Here is a 23,751-nt window from a genome sequence, read left to right as displayed (position 1 = left end):
GTTCACCATCCACACCCGCTGGATCGAGACCGAGTTCAACAACACCATCGCCCCGTTCACCCCGACCGGGGCGGACGAGGCCGAGGAGCCCACCGGCCGCGAGACGGTCGTCGTCGAGGTCGGCGGCAAGCGGCTGGAGGTCTCGCTGCCCGCCTCCCTGGGCGTGGCCACCGCCCCCGCGGGCGGCTCGAAGAAGCCGAAGCGCAAGGCGGTCAAGAAGTCCGGCTCCGCCGCCTCCGGCGACGCCCTGGCCTCCCCGATGCAGGGCACCATCGTCAAGGTCGCCGTGGGCGAGGGCGACACCGTGGCCGAGGGCGACCTCGTCGTGGTCCTGGAGGCCATGAAGATGGAGCAGCCCATCAACGCCCACCGCGCGGGCACCGTCAAGGGTCTGGCCGCCGAGGTCGGCGCGTCCCTCACCTCGGGCGCCGTCATCTGCGAGATCAAGGACTGACAGTAATGATCGCTGCGGCTCCACTCGGAGGTAAGCCCCAGAACTGACTGGCGCTTCCGCCGTCCTCGGCAGGATTAGCCGACCGCCCGGCGGGGCCACAACGCGTCGCCAGACATCTGTGACTTCCGAGTACGTGCCGCCAGAACTCGCGAGCTCCCCCCTTGACCGCCTCCAGCAGCCGAAGGTGACACGTCTGCCGCGCGGGGTGGACGCCGGAGAGCTGGCCAGGGCGTGCGCTATTGGATCTCCGCCCATCGAGTGGTCCCGCCTTGGTAGGTCGTGGTTCCGGAGCGGGCGGACAGTGCGGCGACGATGGCGCTCCCGCGGCCGCTCTCCTCGGGCTGCCGAGGGCTGCCGCCGTGGTGACGCAGCAGCGCCGGGCCCGCGTCAGTGACCTCGATGCGGACGGCGCACGCAGCCCGGCCACCCTGCCGGGACAAACACAGCGACGCAGGGGGAAGGGCGTGAATGACCGCATTGGTGATCAGTTCGGAGACGACCAGAAGCGCATCGTCCGCAAGGTCCGAGGGGATGCGCCACTGTTGCATAGCGCGGGCGGCGCGTCGGCGGACGGCGGCAAGACCTTCTGGAATGTGAGGCAGAGGGAAGACCACATCTGTCCGAGCAGATGAGACTGTCTCAAGGCTGTTGCCGAGCTTCACGGGCAGGTTGTGAGTCATGGTGCTGTCCTGGGGGTGCTCCCGGTGGGGCTGCGGACGACGAGGCCGAGGAGGAACCTCTCGGGCGCGGTGTGGCGGCGCCTAGCCACCGGGGATCCGGCGGGGGTGGCCCCTCAGTCATGACGATGACGTCCGTACCGACTCTTCCGTCGTTATTGGCCGCTAACGTTATGGGCGATTCACATTCAACATATGTCCTGATATCGACGGAGTCAAGGCATGAGCGAAGAGGAAAAAAGTTAATGTACAGTAATGTGGCCGTGGTGTCAGGGATCGGTCTGCCACCTATTCGCGCGGCTGCCAGCTGGCAGCACAACCAGGGAGGACGTACCGGCTGATCAAGTGCCGGGGAGGATGCGATCACGCCCATGGACGACGAACCACTGGCCCGCGTATTCACTGACGGCGTCAAGGCAGTCGCATCCCGTGGAGTGCTCGGCAACCCACATGGCATGTCATCTGAGCTGGGCTTCGCCTGTCTTAACGCGCGCAGCCGACCTACTCGCGGAACACGCAACGGCATGTTATCGGCTGCCCACCTAGTAGGACTCCGTTAGGTCTTCCGGTTCGGCCTGTTCCTGGGCATGTTGGGTGGATGGACGCACATGAAGTGAACCGTGTCCGGGCGAAGTTGGCGTTATACGTGGCTGACGTGTTCGCGTCGGTGCCGCGCAAGGACCAGCGGACCAAAGGCGACTGCTACCTGCGGGGACTGATGTTGGACGGCCGCCGCAAGTCGATCCAGGCCATGGCCTCGCGGCTGCCGGACGGCAACGAACAGCGCGTCGGATCTGTGAACGCATGCTGCCACTGGTCAACCCGACCGCCTGGGTGATCGACGACGTGTCGCCGCCCAAGGACGGAAGAATGTCGGTCGCCGTGACTCCGCAGTACTGCGGAGCTCTGGGCAAACGCGCCAACCGCCAGGTCGCGGTCAGTGGCGGCTGTTCCTGCCCAAGGAGTGGGCGGCGGACACTGACCGCAGGACCCTCACCCGCATCCCGCCCGAAGCCGGGCACCGCGAGAAGTGGCGGCTGGCTCTGGACATGCTCGACACGCTGGCCGGCTGGGGCATGAGGCCGCCGGTCGTGGTGGCCGACGCCGCCTACGGCACCAACGCCCACCTTCGGGCCGGCCTGGCACAGCGGGGAATCGACTACACGCCGGCCGTCCGCGCGGACGTGACCGCCCACCCATTCGACGCCCAACCGACAGCCCCGGACCGCAAGGGCCCCGTCGGCTGCTGGCCCCAGCCCCGCTACCGCCACCCCGCACCCTCAGTGGCAGCCCTTGCCACCGGCCTCGGGCAGAAGGCGTTCACCTCCCTCACCTGGCGGCAGGGCTCAGGCGGCGAGTTACGTTCCCGTTTCGCCGCCGTGCGCGTCCGCCCGGTCGGCAACTTCGAAGGCAGGTCCTGGCCCGGCTGGCACCACCACGTCACCCTCGTGACCGCGGCCCACGCGTTTCTCACCGAACAACGTCCGGTCCCAAAAGTACCTGGACCGCACTCACCCTCTACCAGATCCTCGACGCCCTCCAGGACATCCTGAGGTGCTGGACCGGCACCTGCACCACCTGCCACCAGCCCCTCCCCACCAGGCCCACAACACCTAGATCAAGACAGACCTAACGGAGTCCTACCAGGCCGAGTCGTCAAGACGCCCATCCGCGCCGCCGCGATCAACGCATTCGCTGCGTCGAGGGCCCATGGACGGCAGGAGGACCAAGGCGGGTGGCGACCTACATCACGTACAGATGTCAGACATTCGGTGTTAGGTTCGCCTTATGAAAGATCTTCGCACGCCGCGCCGCGTCGCGAGCTTGTCGGCGCAACTGGTGGACACCCTTCGTGAGCAGATCACATCCGGCACATGGCCTGTAGGGATGCGGATTCCGCCCGAACATGATCTGGTCGAGCAACTCGGTGTCGGGCGTACGACGGTGCGCGAGGCGCTCGGCGCGCTGGTGCATCTGGGCCTGCTGGAGGCTCGGAAAGGTGACGGGACGTACGTCCGGACATCAAGCGAAATGCATTCGGTACTGATGAGACGTGCCAACACCTCGAGGTGGAGCGACGTGCTGGAACTGCGCGCAGTGCTGGAAGAGTACGCCTCGGGCTTGGCCGCGTTGCGGCGTACCGAAGACGACCTGAATCGCCTGCGGCACCTCCTCGACGAGGCCGAGGCGACAGCGGATTCACCGGAGATGGCCGCCATCGCAGAGATCGATACCCGCTTCCACCAGGCCGTGGTGAGTGCCAGCGGGAACACCCTCCTTACCGAGGTGTACGACGTCCTCAGCACCGCGGTCACCGAACAGATCGGCGGCACACTCTGGCCCGGCGCGACGGCCGCAGAGCACAGCCTTCTGCACAGGCGTCTCGTTGAGGCGATCGCTGCCCAAGACGAGGTCGGTGCACGCTACTGCGCCACCGAGATCGTGAAGCTCACCGAGACCGGAACGGAACGACAGAAGTGACCACCTCGAGGAACTCCCGCGCCGGCCTCACCACGGCTACGAAGGCCGACCGGATCGCAACCCCGAAGACGCCGGTTACTACGCCCACCCTTTCGGCCGGCCTCTTGATCGCGATCCTTTTGGTGGCGGCCAACCTACGCGTGACCTTGACGGGTGTGGGCACACTGCTGCCGGCCATCGAGCACGACACAGGGTTGACTGCGTCAGAGGGTGGCGTACTGAGCACCCTGCCGCTGTTTGTGTTTGCTGTGACTTCGCCCTTTGTCGGGCGCACCTCGCACCGGGTCGGCACCACCCGCCTCCTCGTGGCCGCCCTCGCAGTGCTGGCAGCGGGCACCGTGATCCGGTCCTTGCCTTCGCTTGCCTGTTTGTTCGTCGGAACCGTGATCCTCTCGGTGGCGATCGCAGTTGGCAACGTCCTGCTGCCTACGGTGATTCGCACCCACGTGCCCGGCTCGCGGGTTCATACCGTCAGCGCTCTCTACGTCACCGCTATGGGAGTGGTCGCTGCTCTGTCGTCCGGCATCTCCGTCCCGCTTGCCGAGACCCTACCCGGAACCTGGCATTCCGCCCTGGCCTGGGGAGTAGTCGTCGCCGTCGCCGCTCTCGCCGTGTGGCTGCCTCGGCTACGCGGGTCCCGGCCGGACGGCGGCGTGCGGTCTCATGGGACACACGCTCGAACCCCATGGCGATCCTGGCTGGCATGGCAGGTGTCCTTCTTCATGGGCCTGCAATCCCTTGCCTTCTACACCGCCGTCGCTTGGCTGCCCAGCATCCTCAGTCAGCAGGGCACGAGCACCACAGCTGCCGGCTGGATGCTGTTCTACTACCAGCTCGTCGCACTGGTCACGAGCATGTTGCTGCCTTTGATCACTCGAGGCCGCCACGACCAGCGCTTCGCTGCGGCTGCGGGCTCAGCGATCGTCGCCGCAGGCTTCGCGCTTCTGCTCCTCTTTCCAGCGCTCGCACTCGCGGCGTGCACTCTTCTCGGGTTGGGAGCCGGTGTCTGTCTCGTGCTCGCCCTGAGCTTCCAAAGCCAACGTGCCACTGGTCCCAGCGAGACCACAGCCCTGGCCGGGATGGCTCAGTCCATCGGCTATCTCGTCGCCGCGGCCGGACCCCTTCTTCTGGGCGTCCTCCACGACACCACCGGCAGCTGGACCGGTGCTCTCCTTCTCCTCACCGCATTGAGCCTGGTCATGGCCGCTGCCGGTTATGGCGCTGGACGCGACCGCCACGTTCACACCCGGCCTGACCACAAAACAGACTACTGATCTCGGCTCGTTAGGGTGATGTTTGCGGAACATCCTGATGTGAGTGTTGTGTTGTCGGTAGTCCGTGGTGCGTGAGATATGCGGATGGGGGCGGGCTGACGCCTGCAGCACGGCGGCGCCGGGAAGCGGTGCGGATACAGTCGGCGGAGCTGTTCGCTCAGCAGGTCAACCGCCCGAGGTGGCCCGGCAGCTGCGTGTGAGTGTGAAGTCGGCTTACCAGTGGCAGCAGTTGTGGCGGCAAGGTGGTGCCGACGCGCTGCTTTCGCGAGGGCCGAGCGGGGGCCGGTGTCGCCTGTCGTCGCGCTGTCTGGAGAAGCTCGCCGGGTATCTCGAGCAGGGGCCGGCCGCGCACGGGCTGGACGGAAGACCAGGTGTGGACGGCTGCACGGGTGGCCACGCTGATCAGCAGGAAGTTCCACGTCTCCTACAGCGTCCCGGGCGCAACGAGGCTGATGCGCCGGCTCGGTTTCACTCCGCAGATGCCCGCACGCAGGGTGGCCGAGCGCGACGAGCAGGCCGTGACCGGCTGGAAGGAGGCGACCTGGATGGAGGTAAAAAGTGGGCGGCCTGCAGGGACTACATCTGCTTTGAGGACGAGGCGGGCTTCACCCGCAGGCCGCCCAAAGGACGCACCTGGGGCCGGCGAGGCCACACCCCAGTCGTCACCGTCAGTGGACGACGCTCGGGGCGCCTGTCGGTGGCCGGGCTGATCGCCTGGCGTCCGGGCTCCCGCACCCGGCTGTGCCACCGCCTGCTCACTCACCCCGCGGGGTGAAGGCACCCATCGTGCTGGTGTGGGACCGGCCCAACACCCACGTCTCCAAGACGATGCAGGAGCTGGTTGCCGAACGTGGGTGGCTGACGGTGTTCCTGCTTCCTGCGTACTCGCCCGATCTGAACCCGGTCGAGGGCGTGTGGGCACATGTCAAACGCAGCCTGGCCAACCTCGCCGTCGTCGCCCTCGACCCCCTGGAGAAGCTCGTGCGCAACCGGCTCAAACACCTGCAGTACCGACCCGACACCCTCGATGGGTTCATAGCCGGGACCGGCCTGCCCCTGGACACCCCCACATCACCCTAACGAGCCGAGATCAGTAACGCTGATACGTAGTTAGCGGAGCCCATCGGGCGTGGCTGGTACGGGGAGCCCACGGGGCGCGCCGGATGAGTCGGATCGGTAGGACGGGACACATGTTGGACCGAATGCACCGACCGCCTCCTCATCACCGGCGAACGACACCTGCGCACGGTCCTCACCCAGTACGCGGAGCACTAGAACGCGGGACGGGCCCACCGCAGCCTCGACCTACGCGCCCCGGACGACCACCCGAGCGTCATCCCCCTGCCTGCTGCCGTAGTCCGACGGCGACAGCTACTCGGCGGTCTGCTCAACGAGTACCACACCACGCCACCCCAACGACTTCTCCAGCCACAAGAAACACCCAGATCAGCGGCCTGATCGGGGTATTGACACCCTTCAGGCCCGCCGAAGGCCACCCGGCAGCACCACCCGGCCCGAGACGATCGCCGACCTCATTCTGCGAGCTCCACCCCCGCGTGGCTCAATGTGTCTGGTTCGCCGGTGTAGCCCTCGTGAACGTGGGAGACTCCTCGCGGGGGATCGATCTCGGTGGCGCGCATGAAATCCAAAAAGCGAGCCGCGACGGGCGAGAGGTCCTGAGAGCAGCGGTACATCACGCCGGTGACCCTGGTTGCTCCCGGAGAAACCACGGGTACCGCGACCAGATCATCCAGACCGAAACCCTGCAACTCCAAGGCCGGCAGAGCTGCCACGCCCACGCCGGCCCGTAGCAGCCCGCGGATCGTCGCCGCGCTACAGGCATTGAAGTGGTGGCTCACCGAGATCGAGTGCTTGCTGAACGCAGCGTCGGTGATCGCTCGGATGCTGGTTCCGGGCCGCGTTGCGACCACGGTCTCACCATTGAAGTCCGCCCACGAGATGGAATTCTGCGCCGACCAAGGATGGCTGTGGTGCGCGACCCCGTAGAACTGTTCCCGCAGCAGTGGTGTGAAGCAGAAGCCGTCTGGCAGGTCACCGTGGGCGGTCAAGCCGAGTTCGACAGTCCCACCTTCGAGGCGTTCGACAACTTCATCCGCGGCCCCGTCGATGATCTCGAACTCCACCTCGGGGTGATCCAGCATGAAGCCGCGCATCACGCCCGGCAGCACAGCCGCCGCGAGCGACGGAAGCGCGGCTAGGGCGATGGTTCCGGACTGGGCCGCCACGTACGACATGAAGCGGCTCAGTCGCATGTCCATGTCGTCGAGGACGGCGCCCGTCATGAGGAGAAAGGCATGCCCCGCGGCCGTGAGGTCGAGCTGTCGAGTGGTGCGGTCGAACAACCGCACCCGCAGGAGACGCTCGACTTCCTTGATCCTCCTGCTGAGGACTGACTGAGAGATGTGCTCCGCTGCGGCTGCTTTCGTGAAACTGCCGGATGCGGCGAGTGTCCGGACTGCGCGAAGCTGCTGCAACGTCAGGTCAGGGACCGGCATGGCTCCACCTCTTGCCGCATACTCGGGTGGACGTGGCAATCATGACTGCACCTGCGGTCCGGCGGCGTAGTAGCCGTTGTCGGCGTGCCCGGTCAGCTCCGAGCGCTTGACCGTTTCCCGCGACATGCCGCAGGGCACAGGGGTGGCGGACAACAACGGCTGATGGCCACGGCAGGCACGGGATACGACCACCTGGTCGTTGATCAGCACGTAGAGTGCCATCAGAAGGGTGTTCGGTTCTTCGCTCACACATCAAGCTGAACGCCCTCCTCCCACGCCTGCGGACCCATCTCACCTCACGCGATCTCCATGCGATCAACGGCCTAGTTCGGCCTCGAGCGCACATGGTTTGCGATCGCCGCATCGTCGTTCGCGCCGTACATGTCGTCGATCAACGTTGCGAACGAGTTCACGACGGCATTGCGCTTGATCTTGCCGTTCGCGGTCCGCTCGCCGCGCTCGACTTCCAGGGACCGCGGCAGAACGCGGAAGTCCTTCAACTGCTCTACGCGCGCGAGGTCCGCGTTGACCCGAGCGACCTCCGCTCGCAGGCTCTCGGCCAGCACCTCTGCCGACCGGGCGTCTGCGGTTGTGCTCGGTTCGAGCAGGACGGTGAGGTATTTGCGGGCGTCGCCGACGACGATCGCTTCGTTGATCAGTGAGCTCTCCTTCAACCGGGTTTCGATGGGCTGAGGATTGATCGTTTTGCCGCCTCGGGTGATGATCACGTCCTTCTTCCGGCCGATGAGCCGGATGTCGCCGTGGGGTGTGCGCTCCATCAGGTCACCGGTACGGAACCAACCATCCTGGAAAACAGCCTCGGTCTCCGCCGGGTTGCGCCAGTATCCGTCGAAGAGCAACGGCGCGCGGAGCAGCATTTCGCCATCGTCCGCGACTTTCACCTGGAACCGCGGGTCCGGGAATTCCCTGCCGATGAAGCCCGGACGGGGGAACGGCTGGTTGAAATGAGCGATGGGACACCCGGCGGTCTCGGTGAGACCGTAGTTCTCGCGAAGATCGAGCCCCCAGATCTGCCAAATCGCGATGACGCTTTCGGGCATCGCGGCAGATGCGGTGTAGGCAACCCGGATGCGATCCATTCCGACGGTAGCCCGCAGTGGCAAGAACACTCCGCGAAGTGCGGCAGCGTACGCGATCCGCAGCAGTACCGAGGGTCGGCGATGGGACCAGCGGCGTTCGGCTACCCTGCGGCCGGCCCACATGGCGGCGTCATAGGCGTAGCGACGAAGTCGCGGCCAGACCTCCGTCTGTGCGATCAGTTCGCCGGCGATCTTCTCGTAGAACCGCGGCGGCCAGAGCACTGCCGTCGGCCGCACCGAGCGCAACACATCTTCGTAGTCACCAATGCGGCAGTATGTGACCACCAGCCTTGAGAGCAGCGGCGCGAACACCGACACCACCGCCGGCGCCACATGGGCCAACGGCAGGAAGCCCACGACATCGTGCTCGTGGCGGAGGAGCTGCGGGTAGAGGCCGACGAAGGTCTGAACCGAGTGCTGAAGCGTGCGGTGCGAGTGGGTGACGCCTTTCGGAACTCCCGTGGATCCCGACGTGTAAAACAGCACGGCGGCATCGTCGAGGGAGCCGACGGCGACCAGCTCGGACAGAGGATCGGCGCTGTCGTCGGCGTACTGTGTTCCTTCTTCGCACAGCGCTTCCCACGGTGTCCTTCTGATCACCTCGGGTAGCTCCGGCGGAGTGGCGTCGATTCCGACCACGAGCCGCAGCTTCGGTGTGTGTGCGGCGACCTTCGCCACCTTGCTGAGCTCCGTCGTCGTCTCGCCGATGAAGGCGACGGCCTCGCTGTGTACGAGGAGTTGCTCGATCTCGGCAGGTGAGTTGGTCGGATAGACGCCGATCACGACGCCGCCGACACTCTGCACGGCCAGCGCGGCGAACACCCACTCCGGGCGTGCGCTGCTCATCACCGCGACGCGATCGCCGTGCCGCACACCTTGCGCGATGAGGCCGAGCGCGAGATCTTGCACGCGATCCCGGTACGTCCGCCACGTGATCGCCTGCATGACCCCATCACGCCAGTAACGCAGCGCGACGGCGTCGGGTTCCCTGTTCGCGCGATCGAGCAGCAGCCCCGGTAGCGTCCGGGTTGGCTCGAAATTGGTCAGATCCATGACACGGCCTCTCTTCCAGAGCCGACAAGCCCGAGCCCGATGAGATTCATGCGGCACTCTCCCCGAGGTGCAGGAAGCCACCTCGGTACCACGTCACCGGCTTGCCACTACCTGTCCGCGCGTCGTCTACACGGCCGATGAGGATCACATGATCCCCGCCGGGTACGGCTTGCTCCAGTTCGCAACCGATGACTGCCGCTGCATCGGGCAGTAGCGGGTGACCCGTCTCATCGAATTCGAAGGCTCCGTACGCGAACTTGTTTTCACCTTTTGTCGCGAACTTGATCGCCAACTCGGCGTGTGCGGGTGTCACGATGTTGACGATGAACCGCTCAGCTGCCATGAAGACGGGAGAGCAGTCCGCTCCTTGGTCCAGGCACACCAGGACGAGCGGCGGATCGAGCGACAGCGCCGCGAAGGAACTCGCGGTGAACCCGTGGAGCGTGCCTGACGCGCTTCGCGTCGTCACGATCGTCACGCCTGAAGGGAAGCGGGCCAACGCCGAGCGGAAGGCGGCCGGGTCCAGCCCTTGAAATTGATCAACCATGATATCCCTCGCGGGCAGCTCGGGCGGCAGGGTCGTCGAAGACCGTGCGCGCGTCGGCAACCGTGACGCGGAGCTGCTCTTCGACCGGCCAACTGGAAGTCCCTGAGTGAAGGGCCCGTTTCAGCGCCGCGAACACGGCAGGTGGTTTCGCCGCTGCCGCCCGCGCGTCCGCCATCGCGATCGCGAGCAGGTCGTCCTGCTCGACCACCTGGTCGACGATGCCCATCCTCTCCGCATCGAACGCGTCGACGGGCTCTCCGCCCAGCAGGAGGCGCCGGGCCGCGCGGTCACCCAGGACCCCGCGCACTCGAGTGATCCCCTTCACGGCCGGCAGCATCCCGTGGTTGATCTCGGGGAAGACGAAACGCGCCTCAGTCGACGCGTACACCATGTCAGCGAACAGTGCCATTTCGATGCCACCACCGACGCACCAGCCGTTGACCGCACACACCAGCGGCCGGGCAAAGTCCTCCAACGCGCAGAGCAGCGCGTGAAACGACGCCATCCGTTCGACCATCGAATCGGCGCCGAAGCCGATGGCTTCCTTGATGTCGCCACCCGCGCAGAAGAAGCGCTCACCAGCTCCCGTCAGGACCACTGCGGGGGTGCCGGGGCCGCTGGCAAGGGTTTCCAGCGTCTTTGACAGCTCGCTGACGAGCGAATTGCTGAGCGCGTTCGCCGGCGGGTGATTCAGAGTGAGTACAACCACGCCGTCCACTTCGTCGGACGCGTGCACAGCGCTGGGCGCTGTGTTGTGCGAGGCAATGCTCATGCTCGCCTTCCCTCAGTTCGCCGGTCCGCCGGCGGCGCGAGCGGAGGGGAAGTCCACGGGGCGCTTCTCCCGGAAAGCCTGGCGTGCTTCGGCGTAGTCGGCACCGGCGAAGTCGAGGATCTCGAGTGCCGAGGACAGCTCGTGCTGGGGCATCGCGTTGGTGAGCCAGGCGTTGAGCGCACGCTTGGTGAAACGGAGCGCCTGCTGGGAACCGCGGGCCAGCTGGGACGCGACCTCGAGCGCGCGGGGCAGCACCTGCTCGCGGGGAACGGACAGGCTCACGAGCCCGATCCGCTCGGCCTCGGCGCCCGTCAGCTTCTCGGAGGTGAGCACGTAGTACTTGGTCTTGGCCATGCCGACAAGCAACGGCCAGATGAGCGCGGCGTGGTCGCCGGCGGTCACACCGACCTTGGTATGGCCTTCGATCAGCACCGCGTCGTCCGCGGCGATGCTGATGTCGGCGAGAAGCGCGGTCGACAGCCCGTAGCCGACCGCGGGGCCGTTGATCGCGGAGATGATCGGCTTCTCGATGCGCAACATCGTCGCGACCCGCTTGCGTTCGGTCTCCAGCATCGCGAGCGCATCCTGGGGCGTGGGATCGGGCTGAGCGACGTCCATCCCGGTACAGAAGGCTTTGCCGGCCCCGGTGATGACGACGACCCGGGTCTGGTCGTCGCGCTCGACGTCGGCCCAGATCTGGTTCATCTCCTCGAACATCGGCAGGGTGAGCGAGTTGTACCGGTCGGGTCGATTGATCGTGATCTGGAGGATGCCGTTGTCGTGGTGTTCGGTGAGGATGTCGCCGGTGCCGTGGTTGTAGAGGTTGGTCATCGGCTGGTCTCCTTGTGGTGTGTGGGGTTGTGCTGGGAGTGGAAGTGGTGGAGTGCTTCTTGGTGGGCGGGGCGTGCGGCTCGGATGTCGGCGAGTACGTGGTCGGCGGGGCGGACGACGTTGCGGGGGTTTTTGAAGTGGGGGATGACGTATTTGCCGAAGAGTTCGATCGAGCGCAGTAGCTGGTGGTGGGGGAGGCTGTCGACGCGTAGTACGAGTGCGTCGACGCCCATGTCGGCGTATCGCTGTACGTGTTCGATGCAGTGGTGGGGGTCGCCGACCATGAAGCCTTGGGAGTGTTCGAACATGTACTCCTCGTCGTTGAAGTCGATGTTTTTGACGGCGCCCATGTAGGCGTAGTCCTGTGAGAGCTTGGACAGCCGTTCGTAGGCGTCGGTGGAGAGTTTGGCCATCTCGAAGAGGGGTTTGGCCTCGGTGCGGGCTTGCGCTGTTGTCTCGGCGCAGTGCATTCCGCCCGAGATGGCGACCATCTTGCGTGGTGTGATCGGGTGGGGGTGGTCGGTGGCGGCGAGTGTTTTGTCGTAGAGCTTCACCATGTTTTCGACGAGGTCGAATCCGAGGTAGAGGCCGCCCATGATGGCGCCGATGCCCATGGTGGCCGCGGTTTCGACGGAGCTGGGGCTGCCGGCGGCGGCTGAGATGGGCGGGTGGGGCGCCTGGAGGGGCTTGGGGACCAGGCTGCGGGGCGGGATCTTGTAGTGCTCGCCCACGTAGGAGAACGGGTCGTCGAGGAAGGCGCGGCGGATGAGTTCGACGCCTTCTCGCCACTGGGACTTGTTCTCGGATGGGTCGACTTCGAAGGCGCGCAGGGCGAGGGTGGTGTTGCCGCGTCCGGTGCCGAGTTCGACGCGTCCGTTGGAGAGGATGTCCTCGGTCGCGACGCGTTCGGCCACGCGCAGTGCGTGGTTCATCCGTGTCGGCAGCAGCGTCACGAGGTGGATGAAGCGGATCCGGCTGGTGAGAGCCATCAGGTAGGGGTAGAGCACCTCCGGAGCGGAGACCGAGGCCGTCCCGAGGGCGACGTGCTGCTCGGAACTGCCGAAGGCGTCGAAGCCGACGCGCTCTGCGAGCAGTACCTCCTCGACCAGTTCCCGGTAGCGGTGCTCATGGGTGAGCCCGACCGGGGTGTCCCCCTCGGTCATGAGGATGAAGTCCATACCGACCCTTCCGTCGAATGTTATTCGGCGATAACGTAGGACGTAGACCAGCCCAGGTCAAGGCCGCGATGGATGGGGAAGACGTTAGTTATGATTAACGTGCGTGAGCCTCGACCGCGGACCTCTCCCCATCCGTCGAGTAGTGACGCATCCGCGAGGTACTGGCCGAGCAGGCGCAGGAGGAGGAGTGACCACACGTGAGCGAGTTGCGGATTGAGCGTTTGACCTCGTCTGACATCGCGAGTGCCATCGCGAGCGGTATGCGTACGGCGGTCTTGCCGCTGGGCGCCACGGAGCAGCACGGTGCGCACCTGCCGATGTCGGTCGACAGTGATCACGCCGATCGACTGGGTGTTCTTGTCGCCGAGCGGCTTGGCGACGCGCTCGTGCTACCGACGGTGCGGATCGGCTGCTCGTCGCACCACCTCGGCTTCGCCGGAACGCTCTCGCTGCGGGCCGAGACGCTCGAAGCGATCTGCGCCGACTGCTGCGCGAGCCTTGCCGTGCACGGCTTCCGTCGGGTTCTGATCTTCTCGGCGCATATCGGCAACTACCCGGTGCTCAGCGACATCGAGCCGAAGCTCGCCGCGCGGTTTCCCTCCGACCTGGATGTCATCGCGTTCGCAGACTCGGCAGCGGTCCTCCGCGCGTGGCGCGATGCCGCTCAACGCGTCGCCGGCCTCGCCGACCACGTCGGAGGCCATGCCGACGTCGCCGAAAGTTCGATCATGCTAGCCGTGCGGCCGGACGCCGTGAGGAACGATCGTGCCGCCGCAGGTTTCACCGGGTCCATGGATGACGCGTTGCTGGCCCGCGTATTCACTGACGGTGTCAAGGCAGTCGCACCCAGCGGGGTGCTCGGTGATCCGCGCGGCATGTCGTCTGAGCTGGGCTTCGCCTGTCTGACCGCGGTGGCCGACCTGCTCGCGGAACACGCAATGGCACGTTATCGGCCGCTCACCTAGACTAGACTTTACGTGTGTCGAGCTCACCTACCCCCCGTACCGCGTCTCCCCGCGCCACCCGTCGGCAGGTGCTGATCAAGGTCGCCGGAGAGTTGTTCAACGAGCGTGCCTTCGATGCGGTCACCACTGAGATGATCGGCGCGCGTGCCGGTGTGACCGGCCCCGCGCTCTACCGGCACTTCCCGAGCAAGCAGGCGTTGCTGATCGCCGTGCTCGAGGATCCGCTCAACGAACTACTGGTTCATGCCCGCAAGACGGCAGCCGAAGTGACGGATCCACGCAAGGCACTCGAGGAGATGATCGATTACCACGTCAAACGCAGTCTCCAGAACGTTCCGTCCACGCTGGTGTTCCTGAAGAACGAACACAACGTCCCCGAGGACGAACGCCATCGCATGCGACGCATGATGCGCCTCTACGCCGAAGAGTGGAGCGGACTGGTCACCCGGCTGCGGCCCGACCTGTCAGACGCGCAGACCCGCGTTCTCACACACGCCGTCTTCTCGATGATCAACGCGGTACCCCAGTTCAACAGTGGCCTCGATCCCGACATCGTCGCGACGACCATCCGCACCGCCGCGATCAACGCGCTGCTCATCCCCGCGGACGCGATCTGACAGGAGTGGGCGTCTTCAAGGGTGCGGCTCGTAGCCGCTGACCTGATCCAGGCCGGGGCTGGTGACCGGGAGGTGACGCGGCGCTTCGGGATGCCCCGGATGTCGGGGAACCATTGGCGGCGAGCGTCGGCTCCACGTCGTTGGCGGCGGTCCAGGGTGGACCTTGGCGTGCCGATGCAGGGAGAAGTCGTCCAGGACCGCGAACAGCATCTCCCCCGGCCAACGCTCGCGCAGTGTCTTGGGTGAGGCGATGTCCTTGACCGCCTGGACCTGGGCAGACTCGGCCGGATGCCGAAGGCTCCGGTGCGCTGCGGAGGGCGATCGAGCCACTACTCTTCTTGTCAGCTCGCGTCCGCGGGGACGAGCAGCGCGTTGATCGCGGGAATGCGGATGGTCGCCGTGACGATATCGGGATCAAGGCCGTTGTTGAACTCTGCGAGCCGATGACGTGGTACCGCGGCGATTTCCTCCACCTTGGCAGGGTGTTATATGGATGACGTCGGGCCCGGCTCGTCAGCTCTCGTGGATCCGCGGAGAGGCCGTGTGATGGATCTGATGAATTTTGAACCGATCCGGACGCATCCGCAGCTGTTGCTTGATCGTGCGCGCTCCGAGCCCAACATCGTTGCGCTGCGTCACTGGCGCGAAGGGGTTGTACACGCGATCACATGGCGGACGTACCGAGACCGAGTACGCGAGATCGCGCTCGGCCTTGTCGAGCACCACGTGCGGCACGGCGATCGCGTCGCGGTCATGAGCAGCGCACGCCCGGAATGGGCCTTCGCCGCACTGGCCGTGCAGAGTGTCGGCGGCGTGGTGGTCGGCGTCTACCCGACCAACTCGCCCGCCGAGATCGAGCAGATCCTGGCGCACAGCGAGGCAGTGGCCTTTATGGGCGAGACAACTACGGAGCTCGACAAGGTGGCGGAGATCGCGGCCCGCACACCCAAGCTGCGGCTCGTCGTCGGCATGGACACCGCCCCGTCGGCGCTGCCCGGGGCAATCACTGGGACAACGTGGGAGGAGCTGCGCACAGAGGGAGCTCGGCATCCAAGCGTCGTATCCGACCGTCTGGTCGAGATGGTCGCTGCCACGACACTCGACGACCCCGCCGTTCTCTTCTACACGTCGGGCTCCACAGGAGCTCCGAAAGGCGTCACACACTCGCACCGTACGCTTCAGCACTCGGTCCAGACCGTCGTCGGCCTCTATCCGGAGCTCGACAGCCGTGAGCACGACATCGTCGGCTTCCTGCCGCTGGCCCACGTGGCGCCGGCGCTGCTGCTGATCTTCACTCCGCTGCTCTCACGTCTCGTGGTGACGTACTGCCGCATCGAGGACTACGAGGACGCATTGCGCACCGTGCGACCGACGGCACTGCTGTGGCCCCCGCGCTTCTACGAGAAGGTCGCCGGCGAGCTGATCGCACGAACGCAGGCATGGCCCCGGGTGCGCCGGTACGCCTACAAAGGCGCGATGTGGGTCGGTCGCCGAATGGTCGAGCGCCGTTGGTCCAGTGGTCAGCCTTCGGTATTGCTGCGGATCGCGTACACCGCAGTGCTTCACCGTGTCTTCCTGCCGTTGCGGGCAAGCGTCGGGTTGGACCGCCTTCGCGTCGCTTTCACCGCCTCTGCCGCGACGCCCGAGAACGTCATCGCGCTGTGGCAGATCTGGGGGCTGGATCTACGCGAAAGCTATGGCCTCACCGAAACAGCCGGCTGCCCCGTTGCTCATTTCGACCAGACGTTTCCTCGCCCGGGATATATTGGTCGAAAATTCTCGGACCCACGCTTCCAGATCGAGGTCGCACATGATGGTGAAATGCTGGTCCGCGCACCACTGCTGTTTCGCGAATACTGGCGCAACCCCAAAGAGACAGATGCCGTTCTGCAGGACGGTTGGTTCCGTACCGGCGACCTGATTGAGCGTACCGCGCACGGTGAGATCCGCCTCATCGGCCGAAAGAAGGACGTGATCATCACCAGCGGCGGCAAGACGATCAATCCGCAGCCGATCGAAACCCGGCTGAAGGAGAGCTCGCTGATCAGCGAAGCGATCGTCGTGGGCGACGCGCGCAAGTGCCTCACCGTGCTGCTCGAACCGAGCACACAGGCCAAGGCGCTGACTGCGACGGCGCTGTCCGAACGCCTGCGGGCCGAGCTCGGGCGAGTCAACACCGGCCTCGCACGCGCGCAACAGCTGAAGGACTTCCGTGTGCTGCCTCGGCCCCTCGAGGCCGAACGCGGCGAGCGGACCGCGAATGGCAAGGTCAAGCGGAACGCGGTAGTGAATTCATTCGCTACGCTGATCGACGAAATGTACGGCGAGAATGACGACACAGTGATCGCGAACCACCTACGGCCGCGGTCGCATTAGTGAAGGCTCCCGATCTGACACAACAACAGCGCCGAGCAGTGCAAGCCGGCGCCGCGGCGCAGACCTTTCTTGCGCGCCACTCCCAGATCATGTCTCTTCTGCATCCATACTTGTGGAATTTGAATTAGTCCAGTCGTATCAGTGCATTGCGCGTCTGTGTACGACGGGTCAGAGTCAGCACATGCGAAGTGCATCGAGAGTGTGCGTACGCAGTTCCTGCTGACCCACGAGGTATGGCATGCCATCGGCGGCGCTCCATCAATGCGCCCCATCATCCGATGGCCATCCCGCAGCCGTCGAATCAGCAGTCACCGACGAGGTAGCCCGGACGGCTGCGCCGCTCGAATCCAGAGAGATTGGGGCTTCAGCCCCCTGAGGCAGCACCGGGCACCGGCGACTGTCGACCTCGCCACAGTGCCTCCGGGCCTGACCCGACGGAAAGGTCCAGTCAGGACCCACCCCCCTGATCGCGCCGAGCAACGTGACGGCGTCGACCTCGCGCGGCGAGGGCGGCCGAACGGCGCGTCTCCCATCCTGGTGTGACAAGGAGAGTCAATGACGACGGCACAACATTCCGAAAAGACGATCAGCTTGAGGTCCGCCCGGCGTGCATCGCTGGCGGGCGGCGTCGGGACACTGATCGAGTACTACGACTTCAGTGTCTATGGGTTTCTGACGCTCACCATCGGACCGTTGTTCTTCCCCAGCGACAATCCGACGGTCTCAACCCTGTCCGCGCTCGCGGTGTTCGCGTCGTCCTACCTCATCCGTCCGCTCGGTGGCTGGTTCTTCAGTCGCCTCGGCGACCGCCGCGGCCGCCGGACAGCCCTCGTCGCGACGATCGTGATGATGGGCGTGGCGTGCGGCGTGATGGGCCTGCTGCCCACCTACGGACAGATTGGAGTCGCCGGGACGATCGCAGTCATCGTTGTGCGACTCGCCCAAGGGTTCGCTGCCGGCGGTGAGATCGGTGGCGCTGCCACCTACATCGCCGAGCTGGCGCCGCCCGGCAAGCGGGGCTTCTACGGATCGACGGTTTCCATGGGGTCTACTCTCGGGTTCGCCGTGGCCGCCGGCGTCGTAGGGCTGGTCCGGCTGCTGGTTCCGGCCGACCAGATGGCAACGTGGGGCTGGCGGATCCCGTTCCTCCTCTCGCTGGTCCTCACTGTGGTATGTCTGCAGGCTCGGCTGCGGGTCGAGGAGTCGCCTCAATTCCAAGAGCTGAAGGAGAAGGCCGCGATCGTGCGCAGCCCGATGCTGGCCGCTCTGCGTAGCCACCCGCTGTCGGTTGCCCGCGTGGCGGGCCTGGCCATCGCGTTCAACGGCACCGGCTACTTCGGCGTTGCCTACTTCGCCATCTTCCTGCAGGAGGAAGGATTCTCCGCCACAGGCGTCGCCTGGACATCAGCGTTGTGCATCGCCCTGGCCACCTTCACCTACCCATGGGCGGGCAAGTTGACGGATCGCTACGACCGCAAGCCCATCCTGCTGGCGTCCTACATCATCTTCGCCGTCATCGCTTGGCCGGTCTTCGCACTCCTCATCGCAGCAACCAACCTCTGGGCCGTCGGAGCCGTCTATCTGGTCTTCATGTTCTTCACCGGGTGGGCGCAGGTGCCTACGTGGCCGTTGGCCACGGAGCTGTTTCCGGCAAGCGTGCGCTACTCAGGCATCGCGATCGGCTACAACCTGGGCGTGATCATCGGCGGCATCACGCCACTCGTCGCCGCTGCCCTCGTGGCCGGTACCGGAAGCAGAACCAGCCCCGTCTACTGGATCCTCGCCGTAGCACTCATCGGAGTGATCACTGTCGCGCGACTACCGAAGACCGCGTCGAAGCCGCTACCCGCCTAAGCGGACAGGCCAGGTCCACGATCTCCTGCAACGCTGCGCGGAAGCCGCCCGGGTGCAGGAGATCGTCGAGCCTGCGGATACCACAACCGCGGCGAATCAGCCTGCATGCCGACCGCGCGCTGTCCGCGGGCGGGCTGTACTCCTCCGTCCGACTTCCTTTCCCGTCGTACTCACTGCACCGACAACCGGTTGAGAACTCTCTGGTGAGGTGAGGCTGCCGATCCACCCGAGGAAGAGTGCCGCCGGCACGGACACCATGCCCGCGTTGTAGTACGGATACCAGTTGAAACTCAACTCAGGCCATAGTGAGTTCTTGGTACCGGTGGCGACGGGTGAGGAGACCGTGAGCACGAGGGACAGCAGCAGTCCTCCGTAGACGGACCAGAGAAGCCCCCGGCGATTGAACTTGGGCCAGAAGAAAGTGTAGATCAGCGCCGGGAACACACCCGACGCCGCAACGCAGAGAGCGAAGATGACCAGGGACTCGACCGGGTACCGGCTGATGGCTGTGGACAGCGACAGGCTCACGGCGACCAGGACGGCGAGGACCAGACGCAGTACCCGCGCTTCTCCGGTTCGGGTGCGCGGGTCCTTGCCCTGAGCGAACACATCACGCGTGAAGGTGACAGCGGCAGCGAAGGCCACGCTTGACACGGTCGTGAGCGCGGCGAGGAAGGCCACGGACGCCATGGCCGTGATGAGCGCAACGCGCGCCACTGAGCCGTGCGGGAGTACTTCCGAAGCCAGCAGAATCGGGGACCCCTGCCCAACGTCGTCAACCGCTCGGATGACGTCGCCTCCCACCACGGCCGCGGCCGCGAAGCCCGCCGCGCTCAGGAGGACGACAAAGGCAGCACCCAGTCCCGAGGCAATGCTCATGGATCGGCGTGCCGAGCGCCCGGTGCGGGAGGCACTCACACGCAGGATCAGGTTCGGCAGCACGGCCGTACCGAGGATAACGACGATGTGTTCGCCGATCGCGTTGAGTGATCCGAGGTTCGCGGCGCGCGGCCAGAGTCCCGGGCTCAGATATCCGTTCGGCGACATGCTCTTCTCCGCCGCCGCGGAGAGCAGATACCCGGGGTTCCACTCGAATCTGCTGAGGGCCAGCAGCGTGATCAGCGAAAGCGTGATCAAGGTGACGACCACCTTGACGACCTGCATGAAACTGGTGCCTCGCAGATCTGCCACGACGGCGAAGAAGCCGACGAGAAGCCCCATCAGCACCGTGCAGACCACTTGGGTTCCATGGTTCGACCGGCCGATCAGGAGGGCCACGCTGATGCCGGTAGCCCGCAGTTGGACCATGAGAAGGGGAATGGTGATCGCAAGTGTCACCAGAGCCGCGGCAGTCCGCGACGCGCGCCCCGCAGCACGCAGGGAGAAGAGGTCACCGAGAGTGTAAAGTCCGCTGTCGCGTATTTTTTGAGCAAGGAGCAGCAGTACACCGAGGGCGAGCATGAGGTCGATGGCGATGCTGAACCCGTCGTAGCCGTACAGAGCGATAAACCCGGACGTCACCAACAGAGTGACGACCGTGATCTGCTCGCCCGCCATGGCGAACCCGTTGAAGACCGGAGAGAGTGACCGATCCGCGATGTAGAGCCTTTCCGGCTCGTGTTCCTGACTCGAGGCAAGCGTGAAAAGCCACAGGACAGACAGCCCGATGAATACCAGGAAGGCGACGATCACGGGGCCTCTGGCGTCTGAACCGATCGGGTCGAGTACACCTGCGCTCAAGATGTGTACGGTCACCGCTTCACCGCCAGGGATCGTCGTCGGGGGACGCACCCGACGTCTCGGCCTGGGGTATGCCGGAGGTCCGGGGCCGCTCGACGGGATCACAGGCTGTGCATCGCGTCTCGTACACCCACACGGTGGCGGCGAAGAGGCCGCATTGCAGGATGCCCCAGACAAGGCCGAGAGTGATGTGCCCGTACACATGAACTGCGGGAACGGCGGTCAGCAAGGACAACGCGATGCCGACGACAAGAGGGACAGCGTTGGCGGCGACGAATGCACGCTGGGCACGACGCGTGGTTCCGCGGAGACTTTCACCGTGTTGCAGTCGGAGGGCATCGAGCGATGGGTCCGGTGCCGGCGGGTGTTCCGGTGAGGGCGAGGAGAAGACGGGGTGCACGGAAACCTTCCGGGCTTCGAGGGCGGGTGACTCGGCCGGCGAGTATTGGTGCCTCGGACGCGCAGCTTGTTCCTGCGCGCAAAAGGTCGAGGATCTGGCCGACGGCCGGGGGGGGGACACGAACAGGAATGTCAAGGGCATCCGACGACGTCTCGGTCCGGGGCATGGCGGAGGCCGAGCCGCTGCCGGACTGACCGCTACCGCGGCCCGTAGATCACTACGGTGTTGCCCCATGGGTCCCGTGCCACGGCCCGGACCTCGTGCGGGCCTTGCTCGGGCTCCCGGACTACGGATCCGCCGCCTTGTACGAGGGCGGTGAGCGCCGAGGTCACGTCGGGGACCTTGAACGACGCCGCGGGCACCCCACCGGTGACGTCCTCGGCCGGGCTGGTCAGGGCCAACGTGGTGCTGCCGGCGTCGAGGGCGGCGTAGCGGTCGCCGTCGACGAACTTCGTGGCCAGGCCGAAGGCGTCGGTGTAGAAGCGCACGGCGGCGTCGATGTCGGCCACCGGGTGCAGCACGTTCCCGATCTTCACGAGGTCGACCTCCACGGAATCACTCACCGGACGGCCCCGCAGTACGGCCCGAGCGGAGGGTTTCACCACACCGCGCGCCGCGCGTGGATGAACCACTCGTGCGATCCACCGGAGCTGACGAGCCGGGTCCGATGTCCGTCATGTAACGCTCTGCCCGAGGTGGAGGAAATCACCGCGGTACCACATCACCGGCTTGCCGCTGCCTACGCGCGCGTCGTGCACACGACCGATGAGAATGACGTGATCTCCGCCGGGGATGGCTTGCTCCAGCTCGCAGCGGATGACCGCCGCGGCGTCGGGCAGTATCGGGTGTCCGCCCTCGTCGGACTCGAAGCTTCCGTGTGCGAACTTGTCCTCGCCCTTCGTGGCGAACCTCATGGCCAACTTCGCATGCGCGGGCGTCACGATGTTCACGACGAACCGCTCAGCCGCTATAAAAGCTGGGAAGCAGTCCGCTCCTTGGTCGAGGCAAACCAGAACAAGTGGTGGATCGAGCGACAGCGCCGCGAAGGAACTCGCGGTGAACCCATGCGGGGTGCCCCCGGCACTTCGGGTCGTCACGATCGTCACGCCGGCAGGGAAGCGGGCCAACGCCGAACGGAAGGCAGCCGCGTCCAGCCTCTGGACTTGATCAGCCATTCCACACCTCGCGGACAGCTCGGACGGCGGGGTCGTGGTAGCCGCCGAAGGCATCAACGTCGACGTGCGCCGCGAGTGGCGCCTCCTCGACCGGCCCTCGGTAACGGTGCTCACGTGCGAGCCCGGTCGGGATGTCCCCCTCAGTCATGACGATGACGTCCATGTCGATCCTTCCTCGAATGTTATTGACGAATAACATATGACGGGGCTTGGGTGCGGTCAAGCCTCCGGTTGGAGAGGTGAATCCGTTAGTGTGCAGTAACGAAGCGGGAGTCACGTCAGTCCGCGGCCGCCTGTGCGGCCCTGTGTGGCTGTCGGTCGCGATGTGACCGGGGTCGCTCTGGTCGCGGCCCCTCCCGCGCGCCCGGTCGACCTCTGTTGTTATCACAAGGTAACGCCCGTCGCTCTTCTGAGGGCCTTGACCTGGGCTGGGCTACGACCTACGTTATCGCCCACTAACATTTGACGGAAGGATCGGTATGGACTTCATCCTCATGTCTGAGGGGGACACCCCGGTCGGGCTCACCCATGAGCACCGCTACCGGGAACTGGTCGAGGAGGTACTGCTCGCAGAGCGCGTGGGCTTCGACGCCTTCGGCAGTTCCGAGCAGCATGTTGCTCTGGGTACGGCTTCGGTCTCCGCTCCGGAAGTGCTTTACCCGTACCTGATGGCTCTGACGAGCCGGATGCGGTTCATCCACCTGGTGACGCTGCTGCCGACGCGGATGAACCATGCGCTGCGCGTCGCGGAGCGTGTGGCGACCGAGGACATCCTGTCCAACGGCCGTGTCGAGCTTGGTACCGGGCGCGGCAACACCACGCTCGCCCTGCGCGCGTTTGAGGTGGACCCTTCCGAGAACAAGGCTCAGTGGCGTGAGGGCATCGAGCTGATCCGGAGCGCGTTCCTCAACGACGTGTTCTCGTACGTGGGCGAGCACTACAAGGTTCCGCCGCGCAGCCTGGTCCCCAAGCCCCTGCAGGGTCCCTACCCGCCCATTTCGGCTGCCGCCGGCAGCCCGAGCTCGGTCGAGACGGCCGCCTCGATGGGTATCGGCGCCATCATGGGCGGCCTCTACCTCGGATTCGACCTCGTCGAAAACATGGTCAAGCTCTACGACGACACTCTCGCCGCCACCAACCACCCCTACCCGATCACGCCGCGCAAGATGGTCGCAGTCGCCGGTGGTATGCACTGCGCCGAGACCACTGCCCAGGCCCGCCTCGAGGCGAAGCCCCTGTTCGAGATGGCCAAGCTGTCCACCGACGCATATGAGCGCCTGTCGAAGCTGTCGAAGGACTACGCCTACATGGGCGCTGTCAAGGACATCGACTTCAACGACGAAGAGTACATGTTCGAACGCTCCCAGGGCTTCATGGTCGGCGACCCCGAGCACTGCATCGAACACGTACAGCGATACGCGGACATGGGCGTCGAAGCACTCGTCCTGCGTGTCGACAGCCTGCCCCACGACCAGCTGATGCGCTCGATCGAACTCTTCGGCAAGTACGTCATCCCCCGCTTCAAGCACCCCCGCAACGTCGTGCGCTCGGCCGACGACGTACTCGCCGAGATCCGAGCCGCCCGCCCCGCCCACGAAGAAGCACTCCGCCAGTTCAACGACACGCACAACCCCAGCCACCACAAGGAGACCAGCCGATGACCAGCCTCTACAACCACGGCACCGGCAACGTCCTCACCGAACACCACGACAACGGCATTCTCCTGATCACGACCGGCGTC

20 protein-coding genes and 3 pseudogenes are annotated in these 23,751 nt (G+C 65.5%); 10 read left to right on the top strand and 13 right to left on the bottom strand.

Going from position 1 to position 23,751, the window contains the following annotated elements:
• On the top strand, positions 1-454 hold a 454-nt coding region (locus tag J2Z30_RS42805; RefSeq protein ID WP_308280248.1), incomplete at its 5' end, for a biotin/lipoyl-containing protein.
• 236 nt (positions 455-690) lie between these two features.
• Here J2Z30_RS42805 and J2Z30_RS42800 read toward each other — a convergent pair.
• Positions 691-1,134 carry an ATP-binding protein gene (locus J2Z30_RS42800; RefSeq protein WP_044580311.1) on the bottom strand — a complete coding sequence of 148 codons (444 nt, stop codon included), beginning with the start codon at positions 1,132-1,134 and terminating at the stop codon, positions 691-693.
• 595 nt (positions 1,135-1,729) lie between these two features.
• Here J2Z30_RS42800 and J2Z30_RS42795 point away from each other — a divergent pair.
• The 4 genes and pseudogenes from J2Z30_RS42795 (at position 1,730) to J2Z30_RS52175 (ending at position 5,966) form a co-directional block, all read left to right on the top strand.
• A pseudogene (locus J2Z30_RS42795) lies at positions 1,730-2,684 on the top strand (IS701 family transposase).
• Between the two features lie 235 nt (positions 2,685-2,919).
• A complete protein-coding gene (locus tag J2Z30_RS42790; RefSeq protein WP_044580309.1) occupies positions 2,920-3,612 on the top strand; it encodes a FadR/GntR family transcriptional regulator in 693 nt (230 codons plus the stop codon).
• A complete protein-coding gene (locus J2Z30_RS42785; RefSeq protein ID WP_308280247.1) occupies positions 3,609-4,886 on the top strand; it encodes an MFS transporter in 1,278 nt (425 codons plus the stop codon). The genes J2Z30_RS42790 and J2Z30_RS42785 overlap by 4 nt, the downstream gene beginning before the upstream one ends.
• A 71-nt stretch (positions 4,887-4,957) precedes the next feature.
• Positions 4,958-5,966, top strand: a pseudogene (locus tag J2Z30_RS52175) (IS630 family transposase).
• 452 nt (positions 5,967-6,418) lie between these two features.
• On the opposite strand, the gene J2Z30_RS42770 reads toward J2Z30_RS52175, so the two are convergent.
• From J2Z30_RS42770 to J2Z30_RS42740, 7 genes and pseudogenes are all read right to left on the bottom strand, one after another.
• The gene (locus J2Z30_RS42770) at positions 6,419-7,402 is read right to left on the bottom strand and encodes a LysR family transcriptional regulator (RefSeq protein WP_044580308.1); all 984 of its coding nucleotides are present in this window, start codon (positions 7,400-7,402) and stop codon (positions 6,419-6,421) included.
• 60 nt (positions 7,403-7,462) lie between these two features.
• Positions 7,463-7,558, bottom strand: a pseudogene (locus tag J2Z30_RS50320) (IS982 family transposase); the annotation flags it as partial.
• A 167-nt stretch (positions 7,559-7,725) separates the two neighbouring features.
• Positions 7,726-9,555 (bottom strand): AMP-dependent synthetase/ligase, encoded by a 1,830-nt coding sequence (locus J2Z30_RS42760; RefSeq protein ID WP_052701891.1) that lies wholly within the window; start codon positions 9,553-9,555, stop codon positions 7,726-7,728.
• A gap of 46 nt (positions 9,556-9,601) precedes the next feature.
• Positions 9,602-10,102, bottom strand: coding sequence for a flavin reductase family protein (locus J2Z30_RS42755; RefSeq protein WP_044580305.1), 501 nt, complete (start codon positions 10,100-10,102; stop codon positions 9,602-9,604).
• Positions 10,095-10,874 carry an enoyl-CoA hydratase/isomerase family protein gene (locus J2Z30_RS42750; RefSeq protein WP_044580304.1) on the bottom strand — a complete coding sequence of 260 codons (780 nt, stop codon included), beginning with the start codon at positions 10,872-10,874 and terminating at the stop codon, positions 10,095-10,097. The genes J2Z30_RS42755 and J2Z30_RS42750 overlap by 8 nt, the downstream gene beginning before the upstream one ends.
• Positions 10,875-10,886: 12 nt before the next feature.
• Positions 10,887-11,705 (bottom strand): enoyl-CoA hydratase/isomerase family protein, encoded by an 819-nt coding sequence (locus J2Z30_RS42745; RefSeq protein ID WP_044580303.1) that lies wholly within the window; start codon positions 11,703-11,705, stop codon positions 10,887-10,889.
• Entirely contained in the window at positions 11,702-12,883 is a 1,182-nt protein-coding gene (locus J2Z30_RS42740; protein WP_044580302.1) for an LLM class flavin-dependent oxidoreductase, read from the bottom strand. Before J2Z30_RS42740 ends, J2Z30_RS42745 begins: the two co-directional genes overlap by 4 nt.
• Positions 12,884-13,080: 197 nt before the next feature.
• Here J2Z30_RS42740 and J2Z30_RS42735 point away from each other — a divergent pair, with 197 nt between their 5' ends.
• Positions 13,081-13,848, top strand: coding sequence for a creatininase family protein (locus J2Z30_RS42735; RefSeq protein ID WP_209469069.1), 768 nt, complete (start codon positions 13,081-13,083; stop codon positions 13,846-13,848).
• Between the two features lie 68 nt (positions 13,849-13,916).
• Positions 13,917-14,465 (top strand): TetR/AcrR family transcriptional regulator, encoded by a 549-nt coding sequence (locus tag J2Z30_RS42730; protein ID WP_199335039.1) that lies wholly within the window; start codon positions 13,917-13,919, stop codon positions 14,463-14,465.
• A gap of 341 nt (positions 14,466-14,806) precedes the next feature.
• On the opposite strand, the gene J2Z30_RS51170 is transcribed toward J2Z30_RS42730, so the two are convergent.
• Positions 14,807-14,938, bottom strand: coding sequence for a hypothetical protein (locus J2Z30_RS51170; RefSeq protein WP_281062818.1), 132 nt, complete (start codon positions 14,936-14,938; stop codon positions 14,807-14,809).
• A gap of 73 nt (positions 14,939-15,011) precedes the next feature.
• Between J2Z30_RS51170 and J2Z30_RS42725 the strand changes: the two genes are divergently transcribed.
• Both J2Z30_RS42725 and J2Z30_RS42720 read left to right on the top strand, forming a co-directional pair.
• On the top strand, positions 15,012-16,841 hold the full coding sequence (locus J2Z30_RS42725) for an AMP-dependent synthetase/ligase (protein ID WP_052701890.1): 1,830 nt from the start codon (positions 15,012-15,014) through the stop codon (positions 16,839-16,841).
• A 555-nt stretch (positions 16,842-17,396) separates the two neighbouring features.
• Positions 17,397-18,695 (top strand): MFS transporter, encoded by a 1,299-nt coding sequence (locus J2Z30_RS42720; RefSeq protein ID WP_044580299.1) that lies wholly within the window; start codon positions 17,397-17,399, stop codon positions 18,693-18,695.
• A 96-nt stretch (positions 18,696-18,791) separates the two neighbouring features.
• Here J2Z30_RS42720 and J2Z30_RS42715 read toward each other — a convergent pair whose 3' ends face one another.
• The 4 genes from J2Z30_RS42715 to J2Z30_RS42700 form a co-directional block, all read right to left on the bottom strand.
• On the bottom strand, positions 18,792-20,450 hold the full coding sequence (locus tag J2Z30_RS42715) for a sodium:solute symporter family transporter (protein WP_308280246.1): 1,659 nt from the start codon (positions 20,448-20,450) through the stop codon (positions 18,792-18,794).
• Positions 20,451-21,032: 582 nt separating this feature from the next.
• Positions 21,033-21,398, bottom strand: a complete 366-nt coding sequence (locus tag J2Z30_RS42710) for a VOC family protein (RefSeq protein ID WP_044580297.1) — start codon at positions 21,396-21,398, stop codon at positions 21,033-21,035.
• Between the two features lie 111 nt (positions 21,399-21,509).
• Complete coding sequence (locus J2Z30_RS42705; RefSeq protein ID WP_044580296.1) at positions 21,510-22,010, bottom strand: flavin reductase family protein; 501 nt, start codon at positions 22,008-22,010, stop codon at positions 21,510-21,512.
• Complete coding sequence (locus J2Z30_RS42700) at positions 22,003-22,173, bottom strand: hypothetical protein (RefSeq protein ID WP_020867429.1); 171 nt, start codon at positions 22,171-22,173, stop codon at positions 22,003-22,005. The genes J2Z30_RS42705 and J2Z30_RS42700 overlap by 8 nt, the downstream gene beginning before the upstream one ends.
• A gap of 316 nt (positions 22,174-22,489) precedes the next feature.
• Between J2Z30_RS42700 and J2Z30_RS42695 the strand changes: the two genes are divergently transcribed.
• On the top strand, positions 22,490-23,671 hold the full coding sequence (locus J2Z30_RS42695; RefSeq protein ID WP_078957181.1) for an LLM class flavin-dependent oxidoreductase: 1,182 nt from the start codon (positions 22,490-22,492) through the stop codon (positions 23,669-23,671).
• Positions 23,672-23,751: the final 80 nt, after the last annotated feature.

This window comes from Streptomyces iranensis (genome assembly GCF_017874715.1).
Classification (GTDB): domain Bacteria; phylum Actinomycetota; class Actinomycetes; order Streptomycetales; family Streptomycetaceae; genus Streptomyces; species Streptomyces iranensis.
This window is presented reverse-complemented; position numbering and strand designations above follow the sequence as displayed.

Bases quoted from the DNA above. Each gene is read 5' to 3' on its own strand.
- J2Z30_RS42800 (WP_044580311.1), bottom strand. From the start codon at position 1,134: ATGACTCACAACCTGCCCGTGAAGCTCGGCAACAGCCTTGAGACAGTC.
- J2Z30_RS42790 (WP_044580309.1), top strand. From the start codon at position 2,920: ATGAAAGATCTTCGCACGCCGCGCCGCGTCGCGAGCTTGTCGGCGCAA.
- J2Z30_RS42770 (WP_044580308.1), bottom strand. From the start codon at position 7,402: ATGCCGGTCCCTGACCTGACGTTGCAGCAGCTTCGCGCAGTCCGGACA.
- J2Z30_RS42760 (WP_052701891.1), bottom strand. From the start codon at position 9,555: ATGGATCTGACCAATTTCGAGCCAACCCGGACGCTACCGGGGCTGCTG.
- J2Z30_RS42755 (WP_044580305.1), bottom strand. From the start codon at position 10,102: ATGGTTGATCAATTTCAAGGGCTGGACCCGGCCGCCTTCCGCTCGGCG.
- J2Z30_RS42750 (WP_044580304.1), bottom strand. From the start codon at position 10,874: ATGAGCATTGCCTCGCACAACACAGCGCCCAGCGCTGTGCACGCGTCC.
- J2Z30_RS42745 (WP_044580303.1), bottom strand. From the start codon at position 11,705: ATGACCAACCTCTACAACCACGGCACCGGCGACATCCTCACCGAACAC.
- J2Z30_RS42740 (WP_044580302.1), bottom strand. From the start codon at position 12,883: ATGGACTTCATCCTCATGACCGAGGGGGACACCCCGGTCGGGCTCACC.
- J2Z30_RS42725 (WP_052701890.1), top strand. From the start codon at position 15,012: ATGGATCTGATGAATTTTGAACCGATCCGGACGCATCCGCAGCTGTTG.
- J2Z30_RS42720 (WP_044580299.1), top strand. From the start codon at position 17,397: ATGACGACGGCACAACATTCCGAAAAGACGATCAGCTTGAGGTCCGCC.
- J2Z30_RS42705 (WP_044580296.1), bottom strand. From the start codon at position 22,010: ATGGCTGATCAAGTCCAGAGGCTGGACGCGGCTGCCTTCCGTTCGGCG.
- J2Z30_RS42700 (WP_020867429.1), bottom strand. From the start codon at position 22,173: ATGGACGTCATCGTCATGACTGAGGGGGACATCCCGACCGGGCTCGCA.
- J2Z30_RS42695 (WP_078957181.1), top strand. From the start codon at position 22,490: ATGGACTTCATCCTCATGTCTGAGGGGGACACCCCGGTCGGGCTCACC.